Source organism: Vibrio sp. Vb2131, assembly GCF_033338535.1.
Classification (GTDB): Bacteria; Pseudomonadota; Gammaproteobacteria; order Enterobacterales; family Vibrionaceae; genus Vibrio; species Vibrio alginolyticus.
In genome coordinates this window covers 1-17,471 of sequence record NZ_JAWOSW010000005.1, presented here as the reverse complement: position 1 = coordinate 17,471, position 17,471 = coordinate 1, and the positions used below count along the sequence as shown (strand labels likewise).

General features: G+C 43.4%; 20 protein-coding genes and 1 riboswitch. Of the genes, 2 read left to right on the top strand and 18 right to left on the bottom strand.

Translation table 11 applies throughout. The annotated features are described in order from the left end of the window. Positions 1-101: 101 nt before the first annotated feature. The 10 genes from R7E38_RS07490 to R7E38_RS07445 all read right to left on the bottom strand — a co-directional run bounded on the left by R7E38_RS07490 (position 102) and on the right by R7E38_RS07445 (position 9,138). Positions 102-950, bottom strand: coding sequence for a patatin family protein (locus R7E38_RS07490; protein ID WP_238852361.1), 849 nt, complete (start codon positions 948-950; stop codon positions 102-104). Between the two features lie 256 nt (positions 951-1,206). Continuing rightward, complete coding sequence (locus R7E38_RS07485) at positions 1,207-1,545, bottom strand: hypothetical protein (RefSeq protein ID WP_017635147.1); 339 nt, start codon at positions 1,543-1,545, stop codon at positions 1,207-1,209. Between the two features lie 692 nt (positions 1,546-2,237). Next, positions 2,238-2,669: a YccF domain-containing protein gene (locus R7E38_RS07480; RefSeq protein WP_005373685.1), complete on the bottom strand. Its 432-nt coding sequence runs from the start codon at positions 2,667-2,669 to the stop codon at positions 2,238-2,240. A gap of 218 nt (positions 2,670-2,887) precedes the next feature. Beyond that, positions 2,888-3,820, bottom strand: coding sequence for a Gfo/Idh/MocA family protein (locus tag R7E38_RS07475; RefSeq protein WP_042522689.1), 933 nt, complete (start codon positions 3,818-3,820; stop codon positions 2,888-2,890). A 123-nt stretch (positions 3,821-3,943) separates the two neighbouring features. Beyond that, positions 3,944-5,599, bottom strand: coding sequence for a phosphoethanolamine transferase (locus tag R7E38_RS07470; protein ID WP_170890196.1), 1,656 nt, complete (start codon positions 5,597-5,599; stop codon positions 3,944-3,946). A 21-nt stretch (positions 5,600-5,620) separates the two neighbouring features. After that, a complete protein-coding gene (locus R7E38_RS07465) occupies positions 5,621-5,944 on the bottom strand; it encodes a diacylglycerol kinase (protein WP_005385571.1) in 324 nt (107 codons plus the stop codon). Between the two features lie 160 nt (positions 5,945-6,104). Next, a complete protein-coding gene (locus R7E38_RS07460) occupies positions 6,105-6,497 on the bottom strand; it encodes a hypothetical protein (RefSeq protein WP_005385575.1) in 393 nt (130 codons plus the stop codon). A gap of 119 nt (positions 6,498-6,616) precedes the next feature. After that, the gene (locus R7E38_RS07455; protein WP_005373675.1) at positions 6,617-7,915 is read right to left on the bottom strand and encodes an ATP-binding protein; all 1,299 of its coding nucleotides are present in this window, start codon (positions 7,913-7,915) and stop codon (positions 6,617-6,619) included. Continuing rightward, positions 7,915-8,628 carry a response regulator gene (locus R7E38_RS07450; RefSeq protein WP_005373673.1) on the bottom strand — a complete coding sequence of 238 codons (714 nt, stop codon included), beginning with the start codon at positions 8,626-8,628 and terminating at the stop codon, positions 7,915-7,917. Before R7E38_RS07450 ends, R7E38_RS07455 begins: the two co-directional genes overlap by 1 nt. A gap of 213 nt (positions 8,629-8,841) precedes the next feature. Beyond that, positions 8,842-9,138: an isoamylase early set domain-containing protein gene (locus R7E38_RS07445; protein ID WP_005373671.1), complete on the bottom strand. Its 297-nt coding sequence runs from the start codon at positions 9,136-9,138 to the stop codon at positions 8,842-8,844. A gap of 278 nt (positions 9,139-9,416) precedes the next feature. Here R7E38_RS07445 and R7E38_RS07440 point away from each other — a divergent pair, with 278 nt between their 5' ends. After that, the gene (locus tag R7E38_RS07440) at positions 9,417-9,797 is read left to right on the top strand and encodes a hypothetical protein (RefSeq protein WP_005373669.1); all 381 of its coding nucleotides are present in this window, start codon (positions 9,417-9,419) and stop codon (positions 9,795-9,797) included. Between the two features lie 83 nt (positions 9,798-9,880). After that, positions 9,881-10,480 carry a thiol:disulfide interchange protein DsbA/DsbL gene (locus R7E38_RS07435; protein ID WP_005373667.1) on the top strand — a complete coding sequence of 200 codons (600 nt, stop codon included), beginning with the start codon at positions 9,881-9,883 and terminating at the stop codon, positions 10,478-10,480. A gap of 70 nt (positions 10,481-10,550) precedes the next feature. Here the strand turns inward: R7E38_RS07435 and R7E38_RS07430 are convergent, their stop codons facing one another. The 8 genes from R7E38_RS07430 to R7E38_RS07395 all read right to left on the bottom strand — a co-directional run bounded on the left by R7E38_RS07430 (position 10,551) and on the right by R7E38_RS07395 (position 17,200). Then, the gene (locus tag R7E38_RS07430) at positions 10,551-10,796 is read right to left on the bottom strand and encodes a hypothetical protein (protein ID WP_226083431.1); all 246 of its coding nucleotides are present in this window, start codon (positions 10,794-10,796) and stop codon (positions 10,551-10,553) included. 152 nt (positions 10,797-10,948) lie between these two features. After that, positions 10,949-11,392 (bottom strand): DUF3429 domain-containing protein, encoded by a 444-nt coding sequence (locus tag R7E38_RS07425; RefSeq protein WP_005396352.1) that lies wholly within the window; start codon positions 11,390-11,392, stop codon positions 10,949-10,951. Positions 11,393-11,402: 10 nt separating this feature from the next. After that, positions 11,403-11,948 (bottom strand): glutathione peroxidase, encoded by a 546-nt coding sequence (locus R7E38_RS07420; RefSeq protein WP_005373657.1) that lies wholly within the window; start codon positions 11,946-11,948, stop codon positions 11,403-11,405. 104 nt (positions 11,949-12,052) lie between these two features. Beyond that, complete coding sequence (gene ribB, locus R7E38_RS07415; RefSeq protein ID WP_226083442.1) at positions 12,053-12,709, bottom strand: 3,4-dihydroxy-2-butanone-4-phosphate synthase; 657 nt, start codon at positions 12,707-12,709, stop codon at positions 12,053-12,055. 113 nt (positions 12,710-12,822) lie between these two features. Continuing rightward, a riboswitch (FMN riboswitch) is annotated at positions 12,823-12,963 on the bottom strand. Positions 12,964-13,067: 104 nt separating this feature from the next. Then, positions 13,068-13,685: a hypothetical protein gene (locus tag R7E38_RS07410; protein WP_005373653.1), complete on the bottom strand. Its 618-nt coding sequence runs from the start codon at positions 13,683-13,685 to the stop codon at positions 13,068-13,070. Between the two features lie 117 nt (positions 13,686-13,802). Next, on the bottom strand, positions 13,803-15,656 hold the full coding sequence (locus tag R7E38_RS07405) for an MFS transporter (RefSeq protein WP_226083443.1): 1,854 nt from the start codon (positions 15,654-15,656) through the stop codon (positions 13,803-13,805). Positions 15,657-15,802: 146 nt separating this feature from the next. After that, the gene (locus tag R7E38_RS07400) at positions 15,803-16,561 is read right to left on the bottom strand and encodes a helix-turn-helix domain-containing protein (RefSeq protein ID WP_213910133.1); all 759 of its coding nucleotides are present in this window, start codon (positions 16,559-16,561) and stop codon (positions 15,803-15,805) included. After that, positions 16,562-17,200 (bottom strand): HD domain-containing protein, encoded by a 639-nt coding sequence (locus tag R7E38_RS07395; RefSeq protein WP_065275174.1) that lies wholly within the window; start codon positions 17,198-17,200, stop codon positions 16,562-16,564. Positions 17,201-17,471 lie beyond the last annotated feature (271 nt).

The following is a 17,471-nucleotide window of genomic DNA, read 5'->3' as shown; positions in this document are numbered from 1 at the left end:
AAACAGTTTTGAGCCTGGATATTGGGCTCGACCAGAAGCAAATACGATAATCCACTGCCATCGAATTTGCGTTAGCCACGTTTAATCCACGTGGCTTTTTTCTACTTATGACTCCATCGTATGATGGCTTCCTTTCCTGCTTCAATTCCTAACTCATAAGCATGACGCAGTGGCGCTGGCGATCGACTCAGCCGTTTCAACTTGAATGTTTCAGGAGGACACACTTGAATGATTTCGATACCAGGTGGTGGGTTGTTGATCAGCGCTAAGGTCTGATTGTAGCGAACTTCACGTGTCAACATAGGTTCAATTAATCCGGGCGTTTCTTTCAACATCCTCCTAGTTAGGGCGCTGAATTTTCCTCTTGGCTTTTGATAGCTTGCGGGCTGACTGCGTAAAACCATAATCTTTTTGGCTCCTCGCTTTATTGCTTCTGCAACAGGAAGTGCGTCTGAGACGCCACCATCAACGTATTGAATTCCGTTCAGTGATACGCCATTTCGGTAAAGTACAGGCAGTGCGCTGCTGGCTTTCATTGTTTCTGCCAAGTCGTCGATATCAGGAAGGTGGTACTCCGCTTGCCCATTGTCTTGACGCGTCACGCCTAAAAAGAAAGGTCGTGAATCAGCTTTGAGCGCAGATTTATCGATGCCAAGTTCTTCGAGGGTGACATTCCACATCCAGTCTAAGTTCATCATATCACCACCACGTAGAAGTTGAGATGGAGAGATAAATTCTTTTCTTAAGCTGTAATCGAGGTAGATTTTTAAGTTACGTCCGGGCATTTTAGCTAAGTAGGCAGCCAAGTTGCTAGCACCCGCAGACACTCCCCAAAAGCTATCAAATGGAGAGAACTCGCTAGCAAGAAAATGATCGAGTATGCCGCATGAAAATACGCCTCGCATGGCTCCACCTTCGACAATCAATGCTCGAGAGCCTACTTTTTCCATCACTTCGCTCCACTCTTTATCAATCGGATAATAGCATGCAGCTTAACGCATAATGGTTTTATACCCAAGTGGGCCAAAGGTCTAGGTTGCGTTCCTTTGAATAAAAGGGCATCAACGGATGCCCTTGTCACTTTTAGCCTATGGAATTGCGGGTAATTGAGTCGCTAATTTAGTGAAGGAGACCGAGCCAATTAGCCCCCTTACATAGAGCCATACCTGTAGTCCCATACTGATCGTTGTTGGAATAGTTTGATGATCACTTGTTAAATAGGCATACAAACACTATCCAGAGCGTTGTAAGCAAAAGTAATGGGGTGAATACTTTCTGGATAGAAGCGCCATCAGTTAAATTGTAAATTTTGATGGATTCATTATAGAACGCTCGTTTGAATTCTTTGAAGCTAATGTCGCTCTTCGCATGCGACTGTTCATAGTGCTGGTGCGCAGCGTCCGATAGCTGGTATTCCAAGTCTTGGAGCTCGTACTCCTTGTTAAAAAACGCATCCCAAGCCGAAAGGCGGGCTATCGTTTTAGGAGATGGATCCCCATTTAGTTTCTCTAGACGTTTAGCATAAGCTGCTTGATATTTATCCACGGTATATTCCTGTCTGAATAGACGTTGAGTTAGAACATATGTAAAAAAGAAAAATAAGTAATAAAAGGTTTTTTACGTTCTATACCTGTGATAAATGCTAAAAATTTCAATGCTCTAGCACTCCGATGTCGCAAATGATATTGATGGAATTGCTCTGCGACAAATAAAATAATTACTCTAGATAACAACGAATTTTTGTTGTTTTTTTAAAAAACTGATCATGAGATTGAGTGGGGATTTTTACCGAGAAGAATTTCGCTACTGTAACTGTCTATATTTACTCAAAAAGAGAAAATCTTAGAAGCTTTCTTTGATTGATGTGAGATATTTTAGGTCGAAAAGCATTAATTTTGGCTATGCTTATAGTTCGTCTTTTTTGTTGTTGAACTCTACTTCGAGGGGGAAAGAACCCATATTTCGAGCATAGGATAGCTCGCTTTTTCGTTACGTCGTTCTTGGAGTTTGAATCAGTGACGACGCTATGAGTCTAGCATCTTGAACTCACTTGGGTGTATTGATTAATTATAAAAGTAAAGCAGTGCTGAGCTAGGATAAACTTCAACGTAAAGGTGACGGTATGAATATACAATCAGCCATTATTGAATATGCGATAGCGATTATAGGCTTACTTTTGACGGGCGTTACCCTCTGAGCATGACTGCCCAGAGGATAGAAAGCGCATTAGCTTTTTGCTAACGATTGATGTTGTATCGAGCCATTGCAGCTTCTTCTGACGATACAACCGTTTTACCAATTGGTGCGAGTGAAATAACCGCTAGCTTGAGGTGTTGGAGCGCAAACGGAATGCCGATTATGGTGACAAAGCATGCTGCGGCAGAAAGTACGTGACCGATAGCTAACCAAAGGCCTGCAAACACAAACCAAAGGACGTTACCAATAACGCCGAGCGGACTCGTGCCAATGTCCATTTCATTGGTCAATTCATCGCGTGAGATGGCCTCTTTACCGAATGGGAAAAAGGAAAAATTACCCATAACGATACACGCACGCCCCCAAGGTATTCCGATGATGCTAATAAAGGCCAAAATACCAAAAAACCACCATAGCAACCCCATAAATACGCCACCAAATACAAACCAAATGATGTTACCAAGTGTTCTCATTCTATTTCCTTTATTCTTGAATGTGATGATTCAGATACCTGAGAGCACCGTAAAACAAATCTAAACCGTCTGTTTTGTCAATGTGTGCTTTTGTGCCCTCATTCACCTGATTGATAGAATAATCGCCGTAGTCTTAACAGAGAATGAATGCCTTCCTTAATGCAAGTCTTTTTAGTATAGAGCGTAATACTCAATCAAGCATATAGCCAAGAATCGCATTATCTAGAGACAACTTTCTCGAGATATTGACAAATTTGCTCTGCCAATCGATGGCTGGCAATGTTGCGTGTTACTACTTCATCAGCAATATTTCCAGACTCAACGACGCCAAACCAATCGAGCAACATCGAATGGAAACCTTTACTCGTCAGCATTGGCGTCCAGTCTTTCAAATTGATTTTTTGCTCTTGGTTAGCTTGCCATAGTTTGCCTTCAACGAAGGAGTCGAACTCAACTGCCTTGTTTGCATAACAAGCTTGAACGCGCTCTGTAGTGATACCGAAGTGGCGATTCATCGAGGCGTGGAGCAAAGTATCTCCATGTTGCCACTGAATATCTAAACGCGCCAACTGACCACCTTCAAGTTGATGAGTTACATAAGCATCTTTTAGATCGGCTTTGGCTGTGACGTTAACGCTGTCTAATGGGTGAATAAAATCATCAAATATAAAGGTACGAACATCCCCCGGTAGTTGGTGACGGTTCTTTTCCCAGCGTAGCGACTTTAAGTCATATATGTTGCCTTGCTGCACTTGTGGCATATGTTGGTTGTAAAGTGGAATGTGACGACGGTTAAAGCCCACATAGAGTGGCTGTCTCTCTTTTTCGGCAATGTCGTACAGCTTTTCCACGTCATCAGCACTGTTCGCTAATGGTTTGTCGACAAAGGTTGGAATTCCATGCTGCAGAAAAAATGCCGCTATTTGAGGGTGTACGCTTGTTGCCGCATGAATCATGACGGCATCGACGCCAAAGTGTAGAAGTTGCTGGTAGTCTTGGCAGATCTCTGAGATTCGATACTGCTTAGCCAGGCTCTCAAGTGTGTTTGGGTTGCGGGTACAAAATACAAGTTCGATATTTGGAAGCTGAGTGATAACAGGAAGGTATGCTTTCTGAGCGATATCCCCTAGACCAATAATACCAATTTTCATCCTAGTCCTTATCTCGATGTATGGGTCGCGGACTGTCAGTATAACGCTTGGCGCGGCGATGAGTTTAAATACCTTGTTAGAAAAAGCCTGATTCACACTTTGAGCCAGGCTTTATTGAATGATTTAGGAAACGGCTCGGCAGGCTTTGAATATATCTAACTTGCTATCGTAGGCTTGAGTTTGTACATCCATAATGCCTAATAAAGAGTGGAACACGTTATCATGTGAGTATTGGCCTGCATTCTGTGCTTGTTTATACAAACAGTCGGTATTGATCTGTTTCGCTTGTTTAAAGCCCGAAGACAGCCACATAATCAAAGGAACGCGTTTTTGGAAATCTGGTGCAAGGCCATAAGGCATACCATGTAAGAACAATCCGTTTTCGCCTAGTGACTCACCGTGATCCGATATATAAATTAGCGCGGTATTATACTCAGACTCTAACGCTTTAAGTTTTTTGATGGTTTCTGCCAATACATGATCGGTGTAGCGTATTGTATTGTCATATGTGTTCACTATTTGTTCGATGCTACAGTTTTCGATATCTGCACGTGGACAGTCTGGTTTAAAGAAGGCGTTGTCTCTTGGGTAACGCTGAAAGTAGGTCGGACCGTGGCTTCCTATAAGGTGCATGGCGACCACTCGGTTACCGTGCATATCCGCGACTTCCTGATCAAAATGATCTAATAGCGCCATGTCGTAACAAGTTTGGCCATTACACATAGGGCTTACTTGCTTTCGATCCACTTCGATTTTCTTGATCTTGTGGGCTACTTCTTTATCCCCACCGTCATTTTCTTTCCAAATGAGGTCAACCCCGGCGCGCTGCATTATATCGAGAGCATTGTCCTGGTTATCCGCTTTGGTGCGTTCAAACTCGTTTCGCGTGAGCTGTGAAAACATACAAGGCACAGATACAGCAGTCGCGGTGCCACAAGATGCGACGTCTTGAAATGAGATAACATCCAATTTACTAGTATAAGGGTTTGTCTCTCGTGTATAGCCATTGAGTTGGTAGTTCTGCGTTCGAGCGGTTTCTCCTACGACAAAAACCAGTAGTGTTGGTTTGTGCTGTGCTTGCTGTACGGCGCTATCTGACTGCTTTGCATCTGTGCCGATTTCTCGATATGGCTGTGGCGTGGTGAAATATTTCTCCTTCACATACCCGGTCGCGCTGTAAACGAACTGGGTGGGTATGATGATTTTTTTTAGGTGGCTATTGTTGCGCCCTACAGATGCGTAGTCTTGATAGTACACGCTGGCAATGACGGCGATGACAGCTAGCGACGACAGCATCGATACTAATTTGGTAACAGAGAAGTACAGTAATTGGTGACGTTGAGATTGCAGCTTGACCTTAAAGACAATCATCGCTGGGATAACTCCCATAATCAGCGTCCAAATTACAGAGTGAGCACTCAGGTAAGAACTCGCCTCGCTCGAATCGGTTTCAACAATATTGGCAATCATTCCAGAATCGAAAAGTGTGCCATAGTTATAGCTTGCGTAGCTCACCATACTTGAAACAATGATTAAAATTATAAAGAACGGCTTGCCGATCCAAGGCCAACTAAATAAATTAAAAAGGAAATTGAGCGCGGCAAGAAAGAAAATTGGTATTGTGATAATAAATCCAATCTTGACATTATCTAAGTGTGTAAAGATGCCGATCAGTTCTTTATAAATAGGGATATTTACGACGAGAGCGAAATACAGCGCCAACAGGAAAGTAAAGGTAACGTAAGAGATACCTCTCTGTTGTAAATCATGTGTCTTCATAATGAGTGTCTTGAATAAAAATTAGAGCAAGAACGAAGCCCAAATAAAAAGGGCAAGAGTTAACGCAACAAATACTGCTGCTGAACCAATATCTTTGGCTCTACCACTGAGCTCGTGCCAGTCATCGCTAACACGGTCGACAACCGCTTCTACGGCGGAATTAATGAGTTCGACGATCAATACCAAGAACAGGCTACTGATCATCAGCACTCTTTCGTATGTGGTGACAGGAAGGAAAAAAGCACAGACGGAAAGCACCAAGGCGAGAATCAGTTCTTGTCTAAAAGCGGCTTCGTGTGTCCATGCGGCTTTCAATCCTTGAAATGAATAGCCGGTCGCATCCATGACACGGCGTATACCTGTTTTACCTGGCTTCAAAATATGACCTTACTATTTAAGCATTGGGATGGAACACATATCCCAGAGAGGTAACGAGATTAATCGTTACAGCGTGAAACATTTGTGAATAGAATCCATCGCGCGATAATTTAAGAAAAGTGCTTATTTAATCAAGATCGTAGACGGTATAGCCTTTGTGCTGGAGGCATTTACGCAATACGAGAGATTGAGTTTTGGTTGAATCATTTGTTCCACTCAAAGCACCAGCTCCAGCTCCTACAGCACCGCCGGCAGCAGCACCGACAGCCGCTCCACCTAATCCGTCTTCTAGCGCACCAGCAGCTGCGCCGATCAATGCGCCTGTAACTGCCCCATTAGTGGCTTCAGATTTCGCTGCCTCTGATTTGTCGACATTTTCTGCATAGCCTTGGCAGTAAAGAAAGTCTTGTTCATATGTACTAGGGTCGACATTGGTCATGTCGACGACAGGTTTTTGGTTGTAGGCGCAAGCTGTAAGCGTAGAAGTAAGCGCCATAATCAGGATAAAAGATTTATACATGAGTACTATCCATTTAGTGTGTGAATCTTATGGATTAAATGTACACTGTTTTATTGTTGGGCTCTGTCGCTTGAGTGTATTGAAGTGTCGTCTTCTGTAAATGGGGTAGGAAGGTTAAGTTAACTGTCTGATTTTTTGAGGCTAAGTGTGAAGCAAGCTCCTCCAAGTGGGCTATGGCAAATCGAAACTTCTCCACGTTGAAGCTCCATTATCTGTCTGACAATCGCCAAACCGAGCCCAAACCCGCTCGTCTTTTTGTTGCGAGATTCATCCGCGCTGTAAAATGGTTCGAATAGATGAGGCCAATGCTTTTCTTCAATACCTATGCCATCATCATGAACATTGATGAAGCAGCGGTGCTGATCGTGTTTTATCTCTACTAAAATCTGCTTATCCGCGTACCGCATTGCATTGCGCAGCAAGTTATCTAAGGCTCGCTTTAACAATTTTGGGTCAGCAAACGCGAGAACGTTTTCTGAGTTTACTTCTTGAAGCGAGATAGCGAGCGTAGTCTCTTTTTGCCATCTCTGTCGTAATTCTTTGACTAAGTTGAATAGGACGACTTCTTCTTGAGTTTGTAATGCTGTGTCAGGACGCTCCATCTTTGCGTAGTAAAGCAATTCTTCAACCATTTCTTCCATCTCGTCAATGTCTTCGACGATACTGTAAACATACTTTTTCTGTTGTTCAGTTAAGGTTGAATCCGATAACAAATCTGCTTGCCATTGTAAGCGGAAGATTGGGGTACGCAATTCATGTGCAACGGCGTTAGTTAGCATTTTATTGCTAGTGATCAAGCGAGATACTTTATCGGCCATCGTGTTAAAGCTTTTGTTTAACGTCCCAACAGACTTAGCGCTTGAGGTACTAGCTCGAGCCTTGAAGTTACCTGAGGCAAACTCAACGGTCACTCTCTCTAGCTCTCGAATCCGACGGCTTAAGAACCAGATCAACAATATGCAATACAGAGCAAATCCAGCTAAAAAGAACAACCAAACGATATTGTCATCAAAGTTGGCAGCTTTAACCACAGGGCTATTCGGATTATCGCTCATTTTAAAGATAGGCGTGCTCGCATCTAGGCGGAACCAGATATCCCTTTCTTCATCGTAAGCGACGTTAACGGAGGTATCACTTTCAAACGCCTTTTTGATGTCTGTTGGAAGCTCTTCAAGCGTATGAGGCACCAACAAACGATGGCTTGATGTGGCAAATTGTTCCAACTGTTGTTGAGTATATTCTAATCCGTGTTCTTTATAGATAGGGTAGATCAGATCGTGAAAAGCTTGACCCTCATGCTCTTGTAACAGGTAGTCATAATCTGTGTTGATCTCATAAACTAAGAACTCGTATCCCCACAAGCTAGCCATAAACAGAATGATAAGGCCAACAAAGCTTTCCAGATAAATCCGTCTCATTATTCATTCCATGCATCAGGCATAAATAGGTAGCCTTTGCCGCGAACGGTAATGATTTTTTGTGGTGAGCAAGAAGCATCGCCTAGCTTCTTTCTCAGTGTCACTATGCGATTATCAATGGTGCGGTCTGTTCCATCGTATTCAATACCACGCAGTGTTTTGGTCAGCCACTCGCGTGATAGTGTTTTTTCAGCATGCGTTGCAAGAACCCACAACAAATCGAACTCGCCGTCTGTCAGCGCAATTTCTTCTTGGTTCATTACGCACGATTTACGCAATCGGTTTAAACACAGAACACCAATTTGTAGGCCGTTTTCGGACTCGGTAGGCGCCGCCTCTTTTCTTCTTAATAGCATGCGAATACGAGCCAGCAATACGCGAGGTTTGATGGGTTTAGTAACAAAGTCATCTGCGCCTATTTCTAATGCGGCGACATGATCGAAGTCATCATCACTTGCTGTCAGCATCAACACTTTGCCTTTGTAGCATTCTCGGATTTGACGACATACACTCAGACCATCTTGCCCGGGTAGCATCAAATCTAACAGCACCACGTCTGGTTGTGTGTCAATAATCGCATTGGGTGCGTCCGTCCCATTGTCGATACATTTGACCTGAAAACCTTGTTCAACAAAATACTCTCCCAACATAGTTTGTAATTTGGGATCGTCTTCCACAATGATTAGAGATGGTTTGATTTGTTGTGCGTTCATTTAAGTGATGTATACAATATTTAATATCAATGGAACTTAAACAAATTTACGAATTATTTCAAATAAAGCTTTCTCAGAATAAGGTTATCGGATGAGTTAACTGGATAAAATTGCCAATTAATGATTTAAATCTAATCACCAATCACATTTCGAGAGATGTAAAAAGGCGCAACGTTTGCGCCTAGGTATGGAATCTTAAAGCGAAATTACCGCTTATTCGGTGGTACATACGACGCTGTTGTCGCTGCCAAATGCATTTGGAACGTAAGCATCAGCTTGTGGGTCATTTTCCCACTTCGCGTCATCGAGCAAGTAACGGAACTGAACATTCTGCGCTTTAGGTAAGCGGGTTTTAAATTTAAACTGACGACTTTTCTTCACTAATTTCATCGGTTCTGGTTGCCAGTTGTTGAAGTCTCCAGCAATTTGGACCGAGTCCCACTGATCTTTATCTAGCTCGAACGTGACTTCGACTTCATCTTTTGTCTTAAAGAATCTCTTTTTAAGCATTGATCTTTCCTTGTTCGTACAAAAACTGTTCTAACTATTACTCGTGTTTCATAATGATTTCAAGTTTTATCGAATTGTTGCTGGTATCTGATGAGGGGAGTATCCGAACGGTGAATAGTTCGTTGTGCTGGTTTCGTGTACTGAGGGATCGTTAGAGAGAAAATTCACTAGCCTAAAATGGTCAAAGAACAGAGTTTGTTAGCGAGCCGAGAGTCCGTATCTTGAAGTCAAACCGTTATCATGTATTATCTTAAATCACCATTTTCCTTGATGTAGCTATGTTGAAGTTTAACCGTACATTGTTGACTGCGATAGTTTGCTTAGTTGCTATGCTTTTGAGTAGTGTCGCTCCTGTGGCGCAGGCTTCCGCTCCGATGAAAACAATTGAAGTACGCGATCTTATTGTTCAACAGGCTGCTCTGCACAAACAACTTGGCGTCAATGACGACTGCGTAGAATCACATCACGATGAGTCAGCCATCAATAAGGCACAACAATCTCACACGAGTTGTAGCTCTTCCTGCATGGTCAAAATTCCCGCCAACTTATCTCAAAACGACTTACTGCTTCTTCCTTATAGCCTTGCCTTGATTGATAGGCCTCTAGTCGAAAAAGTAGTGACAGTGATCACCAAGCTTTATCGTCCTCCGATTGTTTAATTCCTCATCTCAAATTACTTGGGGTTTACCCTTTTTTACCAAATGAAATGATTTGGCATTTGAATGCCACAAGGAAATAAACAATGAAAAAACTACTTGCCTTATGTAGTGCACTTTTACTGACTTTTACCGCTCATGCAGCGCAATTTGAAGAAGGGAAGCACTACAAAGTTCTGGATGTTAAGAAAGCATCGAAACCTGTTGTGACGGAATTCTTTTCTTTTTATTGCCCACATTGCTACAAGTTTGAGTCGCTTATTGAGCGTTTAAAACCTGCTCTGCCAAAAGAGGCAAAGTTTGAAAAGGTGCATGTGGGGTTCATGGGCGGAGATATGGCGATTCCGATGGCCAAGTCCTACGCGACGATGGTGTCGCTCGGTGTTGAAGATACAATGATTCCTGCCATGTTTGCCCAAATTCATCAAAAGCGACAAGCGCCAAAAGACGAAGCTGAGCTGAAACAACTCTTCGTTGATAATGGCGTAGAAGGTAAGAAGTTTGATGCGGCGTACAACAGTTTCGCCGTAAACTCAATGCAGAAAGGTTTTGATAAGCAATTCTCTGCCAGCACGTTAAGAGGGGTTCCGGGTGTGGTTGTGAACAATAAATACATTGTTTTGGCCAACGAAATTCGTACTTACGACGAGTACAATCAATTAGTTAATTACTTATTGACGCTGTAACTATAAATAGCATCGATACTTAAAAATGGCGACAGTAGAGTCGCCATTTTTTATGCTTATCACACTCGTATTATCTAAGAACGCTTGTACATGCTTGAGTCGGAACACTAGTCATAAATATGGCATGCGGATAAAACAAGCTAGCAGCAGTGATTGCAACATTACATGGCTGAGCAATCGTAGTTTTAATCACATTGGTAAGCACAGCACCTGTATTATTTACTGTTTGAGCGGCGGCTTGCTGTACCTGGTAAGACACGCAACCTGTCGTTGCATTGATCATCGCAGTGCTAAACAAAAGTTTGCGAAAAAACATATTCATATCCTTTGTGAATGCTTTGAATTACTTATATGTGGATTGATTCATAAATGAAACAAAACAGTGTTCAAAATATGTGTGCATTCACGAAATGAACATTGTTTTATAAAAAGACGTTTTTTTGTGATCTTAGTACTGGACAGACCAGGTTATGAAACTAAAGCCAATCCGTGCATTACGATTACGCCGAAGGTCAGTTTGCTCCTCATTCCTTGATATCCCTTGGGCTCGGCGTCTTGTTCGACTTTCCTCACGAGCTTTTCTGCATACCAAACAGCAAGGTACCCAATTGCTAAGAGTAGGGTTGCGACTGCGTAATGTTTGTGGCCCTGCAGTAATGCGCCCCAAGCCAGTAAGACAAAAAGGTTGCTGAGAATTAATATATTTCGGCTAAGGCGATGGTAGTAATGCTCAATGCCATTACCCCAAAGGATGCCGGATAAAAAACTTAATATAACGGCGCTATATGCGATGAAAAATTGCTGACCACTTAAATTGAAGAGTGAGATGTCAGTGAAAATCAGCCCTAAACTAAACACAAATGGAACCAGGCCTAAGTAACCGAGTTGTAGCATGGTTGAGCGTGTTGTCATGGTCGTCACCTTATAATTGTTGCTCTATCATATTGGTAAGCGTAGTACTTGTCGGTGATGTGGAGCTTGGAAAAGTAGCAATAACTTTACCTTCAGAGCTAATTAGAAACTTGTAGAAGTTCCATTTTGGTTTTATGCCTGCTTGGTTAGTAATCTGGTTGAAGACTGGGTTCGCATCTACACCTAATACTGAAGAGCGAGCCATCATTGGAAAGGTTACCCCGTAATCGAGATAACAGACTTTCGCAGTGTTCGTTTCGCTTCCTCTATCTTGTCGAAAGTCATTGCTCGGGAAACCGATAACGGTGAAGTTTTGGTCTTTGTAAGTTTGATAGAGGGTTTCTAACTGTTCGAACTGAGGAGTGAAGCCGCACTGGCTTGCTGTATTGACGATTAGTAGTGTCTTTCCCTTAAAGCTTTCGCATAGATCGACTTCTTCCGTTGAGTTTAACAACCTTTGCTTACCTTGAAGAATATCAGGGCACTCAGATGCAAGAGCAAGCGAATTCATGGAGAGAAAGCTAACGAGAGCGGCGAAGTTCAGTAATCCTTTCATGGTGTTGTTCCCCTTGTTTTCAATAAGTATAACTACTTAAGTGCAAAGAGGATCGATCAAAAAAGCCGCACAAATGCGCGGCTTTTTCAAGAGCTGAGATCTGACTATGCCAGTTTCAACTCGAACTGGTTCAGGTACATTACCATATCTTCAATCGTCAGTACCGGCATGTTGTGCAGGCGACCGAATGCTACGATCTCCGGTGCCTTTGCCATCGTGCCATCTGGATTGGTCACTTCACACAGTACGCCAGCGGGTTGAAGCCCTGCCATTTGCATCAGATCAATCGTACCTTCTGTGTGACCACGGCGAGTCATTACACCACCTGGACGTGCGCGCAGAGGGAATACGTGACCCGGGCGAGCAAGATCTTCCGGTTTTGCGTGCGGGTTTGCCGCCGTTTTAATGGTCGTTACGCGGTCTGCTGCTGAAACACCCGTTGTTACACCAACTTTCGCTTCAATAGAAACCGTAAATGCGGTTTGGTTTGCGCTGTTGTTGTTTACCACCATTGGAGGCAGTTCCAGTTTGTCTGCTTGAGCATCTGTTAAGCACAAACAAACGATGCCGCTACATTCGCGGATCATCAATGCCATTTGCTCGTTAGTGAGGTGCTCGACTGAATAAATGATATCGCCTTCGTTTTCGCGATCTTCATCATCAAGAAGCAGTACGCCACGGCCTTCTTTTAAAGCGATAAGTGCGTTTTCAACGCGAGTAATTGGGCCGCCGAATTCGGCAAGTAGTGATGACTGATTCATGGTTAACTCCTAAATTTCACCAGAATCAGGGCGGTATGAGAGATCGCCGTAAAATACGATCAAAAAGAAGTGCACCAGCATTCTTAGCGATCTGACTCGCTATGCTGGTGTATTCTTATTCTCTTTCATCCGGACTATAACCGTCGGCTCTGGCATCTCACCAGATCTGCTGACCTCGACGAATCGAGCGCTCGCGGGCTCACTTGAAAAAGTATACCGCCGGTGGGGAATTTCGCCCCGCCCTGAGAACAATTAAAAATGTACCACTTCATCCAAGTTGTGAAGAAGTGGAGCTAGGATAGTACTGCGAACTGAATAGCTTGGAAAGTCGATTCCATCTGTATGATGGAAAAGTGTGCTATCGACGGAAATAATCTGTGCGAATAAAGTGATCAATCTGCTGCGGCACGAAGGTGTTGTAAATCAGGCTCGTATGCGTTTGCTTCACTTCGATATGATCTTGCATACCGTCCAGTCTTGTCTCTTCTACGGTAACGGTACCGTCCGACATGGTGTTGTCATTACGGATCAACAATGGGCGAGCGCCAATCGGCATCGTTCCTGCGATACTGCCGAGTTTTTGAGGGAAATCCCAGGCGTCATCATGTTTGTTTAATCCGTGGTGTGGCGAATTGCCTAAAATTGCACCCAATCCGAGATCTTGAATTCGACCTACAATGGACGCGCCTTTAAGAGGCGAACCGATAGCGACAACATGAGAGATTAAGTTAGTGCTCGGTTTTCTGTTGGCGAGATAGCGCTTAATCATCAAGCCTCCCAAGCTGTGTCCCACGAGCACGTTTGTGGTCAGTGGATTAAGCGAGTGATCAATAGAATCAAACAGTGAAGACTCATCGATAGCAACAGTGTTATAGCTGAGTACTTGCGTTTCGTATCCGAGTTTTCTCAGCTTTTGGCTAAGAGGCTGCATGACCAGCCCATGCATATAAAGACCATGTAAGATGATGATTTTCATAATACCTCCTAGATTTATGACGTCGTAGATATCCTACTCTAATTGACAAGAAACTACTTGTGCTTTGTGGTGCATATTTACGTTTTGCTGCAAAGTTTGATTGCTGTAGCAAGCGACTCAGCCCAGTAAATCCTGTACTTGTTGTTGCAATTGATGACGATTTAAAGACGCAGGACTTAACACTTCACCGATAACAACATCCACTTTTGACCAAAAACGAGTCGGTCGTTTTGTGAGAGCATGTCCGCCTTTGTGGCTGAAAAAAGAACCCCAAAGCCCTTTTAACGCCATAGGGATGACAGGAACAGGGTTACGTTCAAGGATTTTCTCTACACCAGGGCGAAACTCACCCAATTGACCGTTAGACGTTAAACGACCCTCAGGGAAGATACAGACAACCTCACCGTCGTTAAGTGCTTGTTCAATCTGCTCAAATGCTCGTCGGTAAGTGTCGGCACACTTACGTGGAGAACAGATCGGGATAACACCTGCATGACGGAATACATATTTAAGAACAGGTAGCTCGCTGATGGACTTGTCCATCACAAAACGAACCGGGCGAGTAGAGGTTCCCATCAAAATCAATGCATCGACATAGCTAACATGGTTAGCCACGATTAACGCAGCACCTTGTTCAGGAATATGTTGGCGCCCCTTTACGGACACACGATACATACAATGGCTGAGTAAATAACTGATAAAGCGTTGTGTGAATTCCGGTACTTGACGATAGACATAGACTGCCACGAAGAAGTTACCTATTGCCATCATGGCAAACAGTTCCACAATAGAAAGCTCTAGTACGCTGAGTACAACGATCGAAACCAAAGCAGACACCACCATAAACAACGCATTCATGATGTTGTTAGCAGCAATGGCACGTGCACACTCCCCTTTGTTTGAACGCGATTGGATGAACGCATAAAGAGGAACAATAAAGACACCGCCGCTTACACCAACAAGGAACAGGTCAATCATGACGCGCAGATGTTTGGATTCAGCAACGAAGCTTTGCACATCATAAAAGTGCACCGGAAGCGATGGATAACTCGGGACTGCCCATAGCAAGTCGACGCCAAACACTGTCAGTCCAAGGATACCGAATGGCAAAATACCAAGCTCAACGTGGTTGAAAGAAAGTTTTTCACACAACCAAGAGCCTGTAGCGATACCAATGGAAAACAATGCCAACAGCAAAGAAACGACAGTGCTATCTGCGAACAAATGTTCGCGTGCGAAGTTAGGGAATTGAGTTAGGTAAGTCGCACCCATGAACCAGAACCAACTGATGGCAAGAATAGACATCCAGATGCCTCTCTGTTTTTTTGCCACTTTTAACGTGTTCTTTAAACCAGAAATCGGTTCAAATTTCGCTTTGTCATTCGATTGGCTAGGCATCGTTGGAATATTCACGCTGCTCATGAACCCAAGCAAAGACAAGGCAATCACGGTACAAGAAGCAATCAAGGTACCATTAGGAATGGCTAGCAGCAGGCCTGCGCTAAGCGTACCTATAAGAATCGAAAGAAACGTGCCCATTTCAACCCAAGCATTTCCTTTAACAAGCTCATTTGGTTTGAGCGCTTGTGGTAGCAAGGCGTATTTCACGGGACCAAAATAGGCCGATTGAGTGCCTGTCATAAACAGCAGAACCAGCATCAGCATGGCACTTTGGGTGGCAATAGCGGTTGCTGCGCAAGACATGATAGCTAGTTCGATGAGCTTTAGACGTCGGATTAATTTGGCTTTGTCCATGCTGTCAGCGACGGCACCAGCATGCGCTGAGAATAGAAAGAAAGGTAGGATGAATAAGCCTGCCGCCAAATTAACGAATAGATTGACGGATATTGGTAGGTTATCAATTTGGCTGTATGTCACCATCAATAACAGAACGTTTTTGTAGATGTTGTCATTGAGTGCGCCAAGGCATTGCGTCACAAAGTAAGGAAAAAAGCGTTTTGAGAAAAACATGCTGGCTCCGATTAAACAAAGTCGAATGAGATGGGAGCACTTTATGCTCAATGAACGATTAAACCAGCTTTCTCTTTCAAGTGACGTTGTATGCCACCAAAAGTAACGAAATTCGTTACTTTCATTTTCATTCGTTTATTGAGTTACTAATTCCGAGACTTCTGAGCAGGTTTTCTTTCCCATGGTTCAAACAAAGGGAACGTCCAACGACGCATCGCAATAATCAGAGAGGTGCCGTGCTTTTCGTCCATATCGAGAGAGCTATCATTTTGGCAAGCCTGATAAAACTCATCGATGACCTTTTGCAGTTTCTGTTGTAGCTTCTTGTTGCTTGGTACACTCATCAGTCCTGTTGCCATGGAGAACTTTTCATCTTCACCAGAAAAGTAGCTTTGGAAAAAGGCGTCTTGAACTTGCTGTTGGAAGAACCGTTGAATAGGGCCGCCCATCTGCCACTTAAATGTCGGAGATATACGCAAACGAATTTTGTTATTTGGCTGCAAGTCGATGATGTTCAGACGATCCAAATGAGCAAGCTTTTGCACCAGTTCCAACTCATTGAAGGTGTATTGCTGAACGATTTGCTCAAACTGATAGCCATTTACAACACAGATTGCCACGAGTAGCAGGGCTTTATCATCAACCAACTGCTTTTCTTGCTCTAACGTTAGCGACTCTAGACCTTTATTGTGCGCAGCCGCAAGCTTAAACAGGTCCGCCATTTCTAAACCAATCAATTGGCAAATGCGTTCTAAGCGTTCAAGACTAATGTGTTGACCTTCAGCGAGTAAACGTTTGACGCTTCCTTCACTTAAATCAAGGTGTTGTGCAACATCCGCATAATGCAGCCCAGCTAACTTTAGTTGGCGTTTAAGCTCTTTAATTAACGTATAGCTTTCTGACATTTACGCTGTTACCTCGTCGTGTAACTGCTCTAGGTACGTTTGCATAAAGGTTTTGCGTTTTTGCGCTTCGCGTCTTGCTGACTCTGTGTTCATAGTTTCGGCGATTTTGAATAACTTGGTCTGAAAGTGATCCAGAGTGAATTGTTTATCGTTAAGTTCACGTTCTTCGGCAAATATATCGCTGTCGTTGTAAAGTTGCGCGTTAAATTGAGTGCTGACTTGAATGCATCGCGTCACGCCAATTGCGCCTAAAGCGTCCAGACGGTCGGCATCTTGGACGATTTTGGCTTCTAACGTATTTGGCCTGATGTTTGCGCTAAAGCTGTGTGCCTCTATCGCATGAGCAATGGCATCATGATATTGCTGCGGATAATCGATACTCTCTAAAAATGCGACCGCTTTTTTGGCTGCGATGATTGAGCTCTCTTTGCGATTTGGGTGATCTTTCGGGTAAGTAAAGCAATCATGCAAATAGGCAGCCGGTAATACAATCGCGATGTCTGCATTTTCTTCTTTGCAGAGCTGTTTCGCTGTTTTGACCACGCGTTTTACGTGTTTAAGATCATGAGCTGCATCTACTTGCATCTCTTGCTGCATAAATTCCAAAAATTGCGGTTCTATCTGGTTTAATGACGTCATGGTTCATATCTACAACTAAAATGAAGTCAGAAGTATGCCCAACGCTTAGAATAATTTCCAAGTGCGATGGTGTAATTGAGATTCAGCCACCAGAACCTTGTGCAACGTTTGGTACTGAGCCGTTTTATATGGCCTTTCAATGTGTTCAGTGGTTTATGAGACAAGAATAGACAGAGCGAGCAGTGATGTTTACCTGACCCGTCCTGATATGGGTTGACACTTTTTAACTAAAACGCTCGATGTACTTCATCGGGCGTTTTGTATTTTAAAG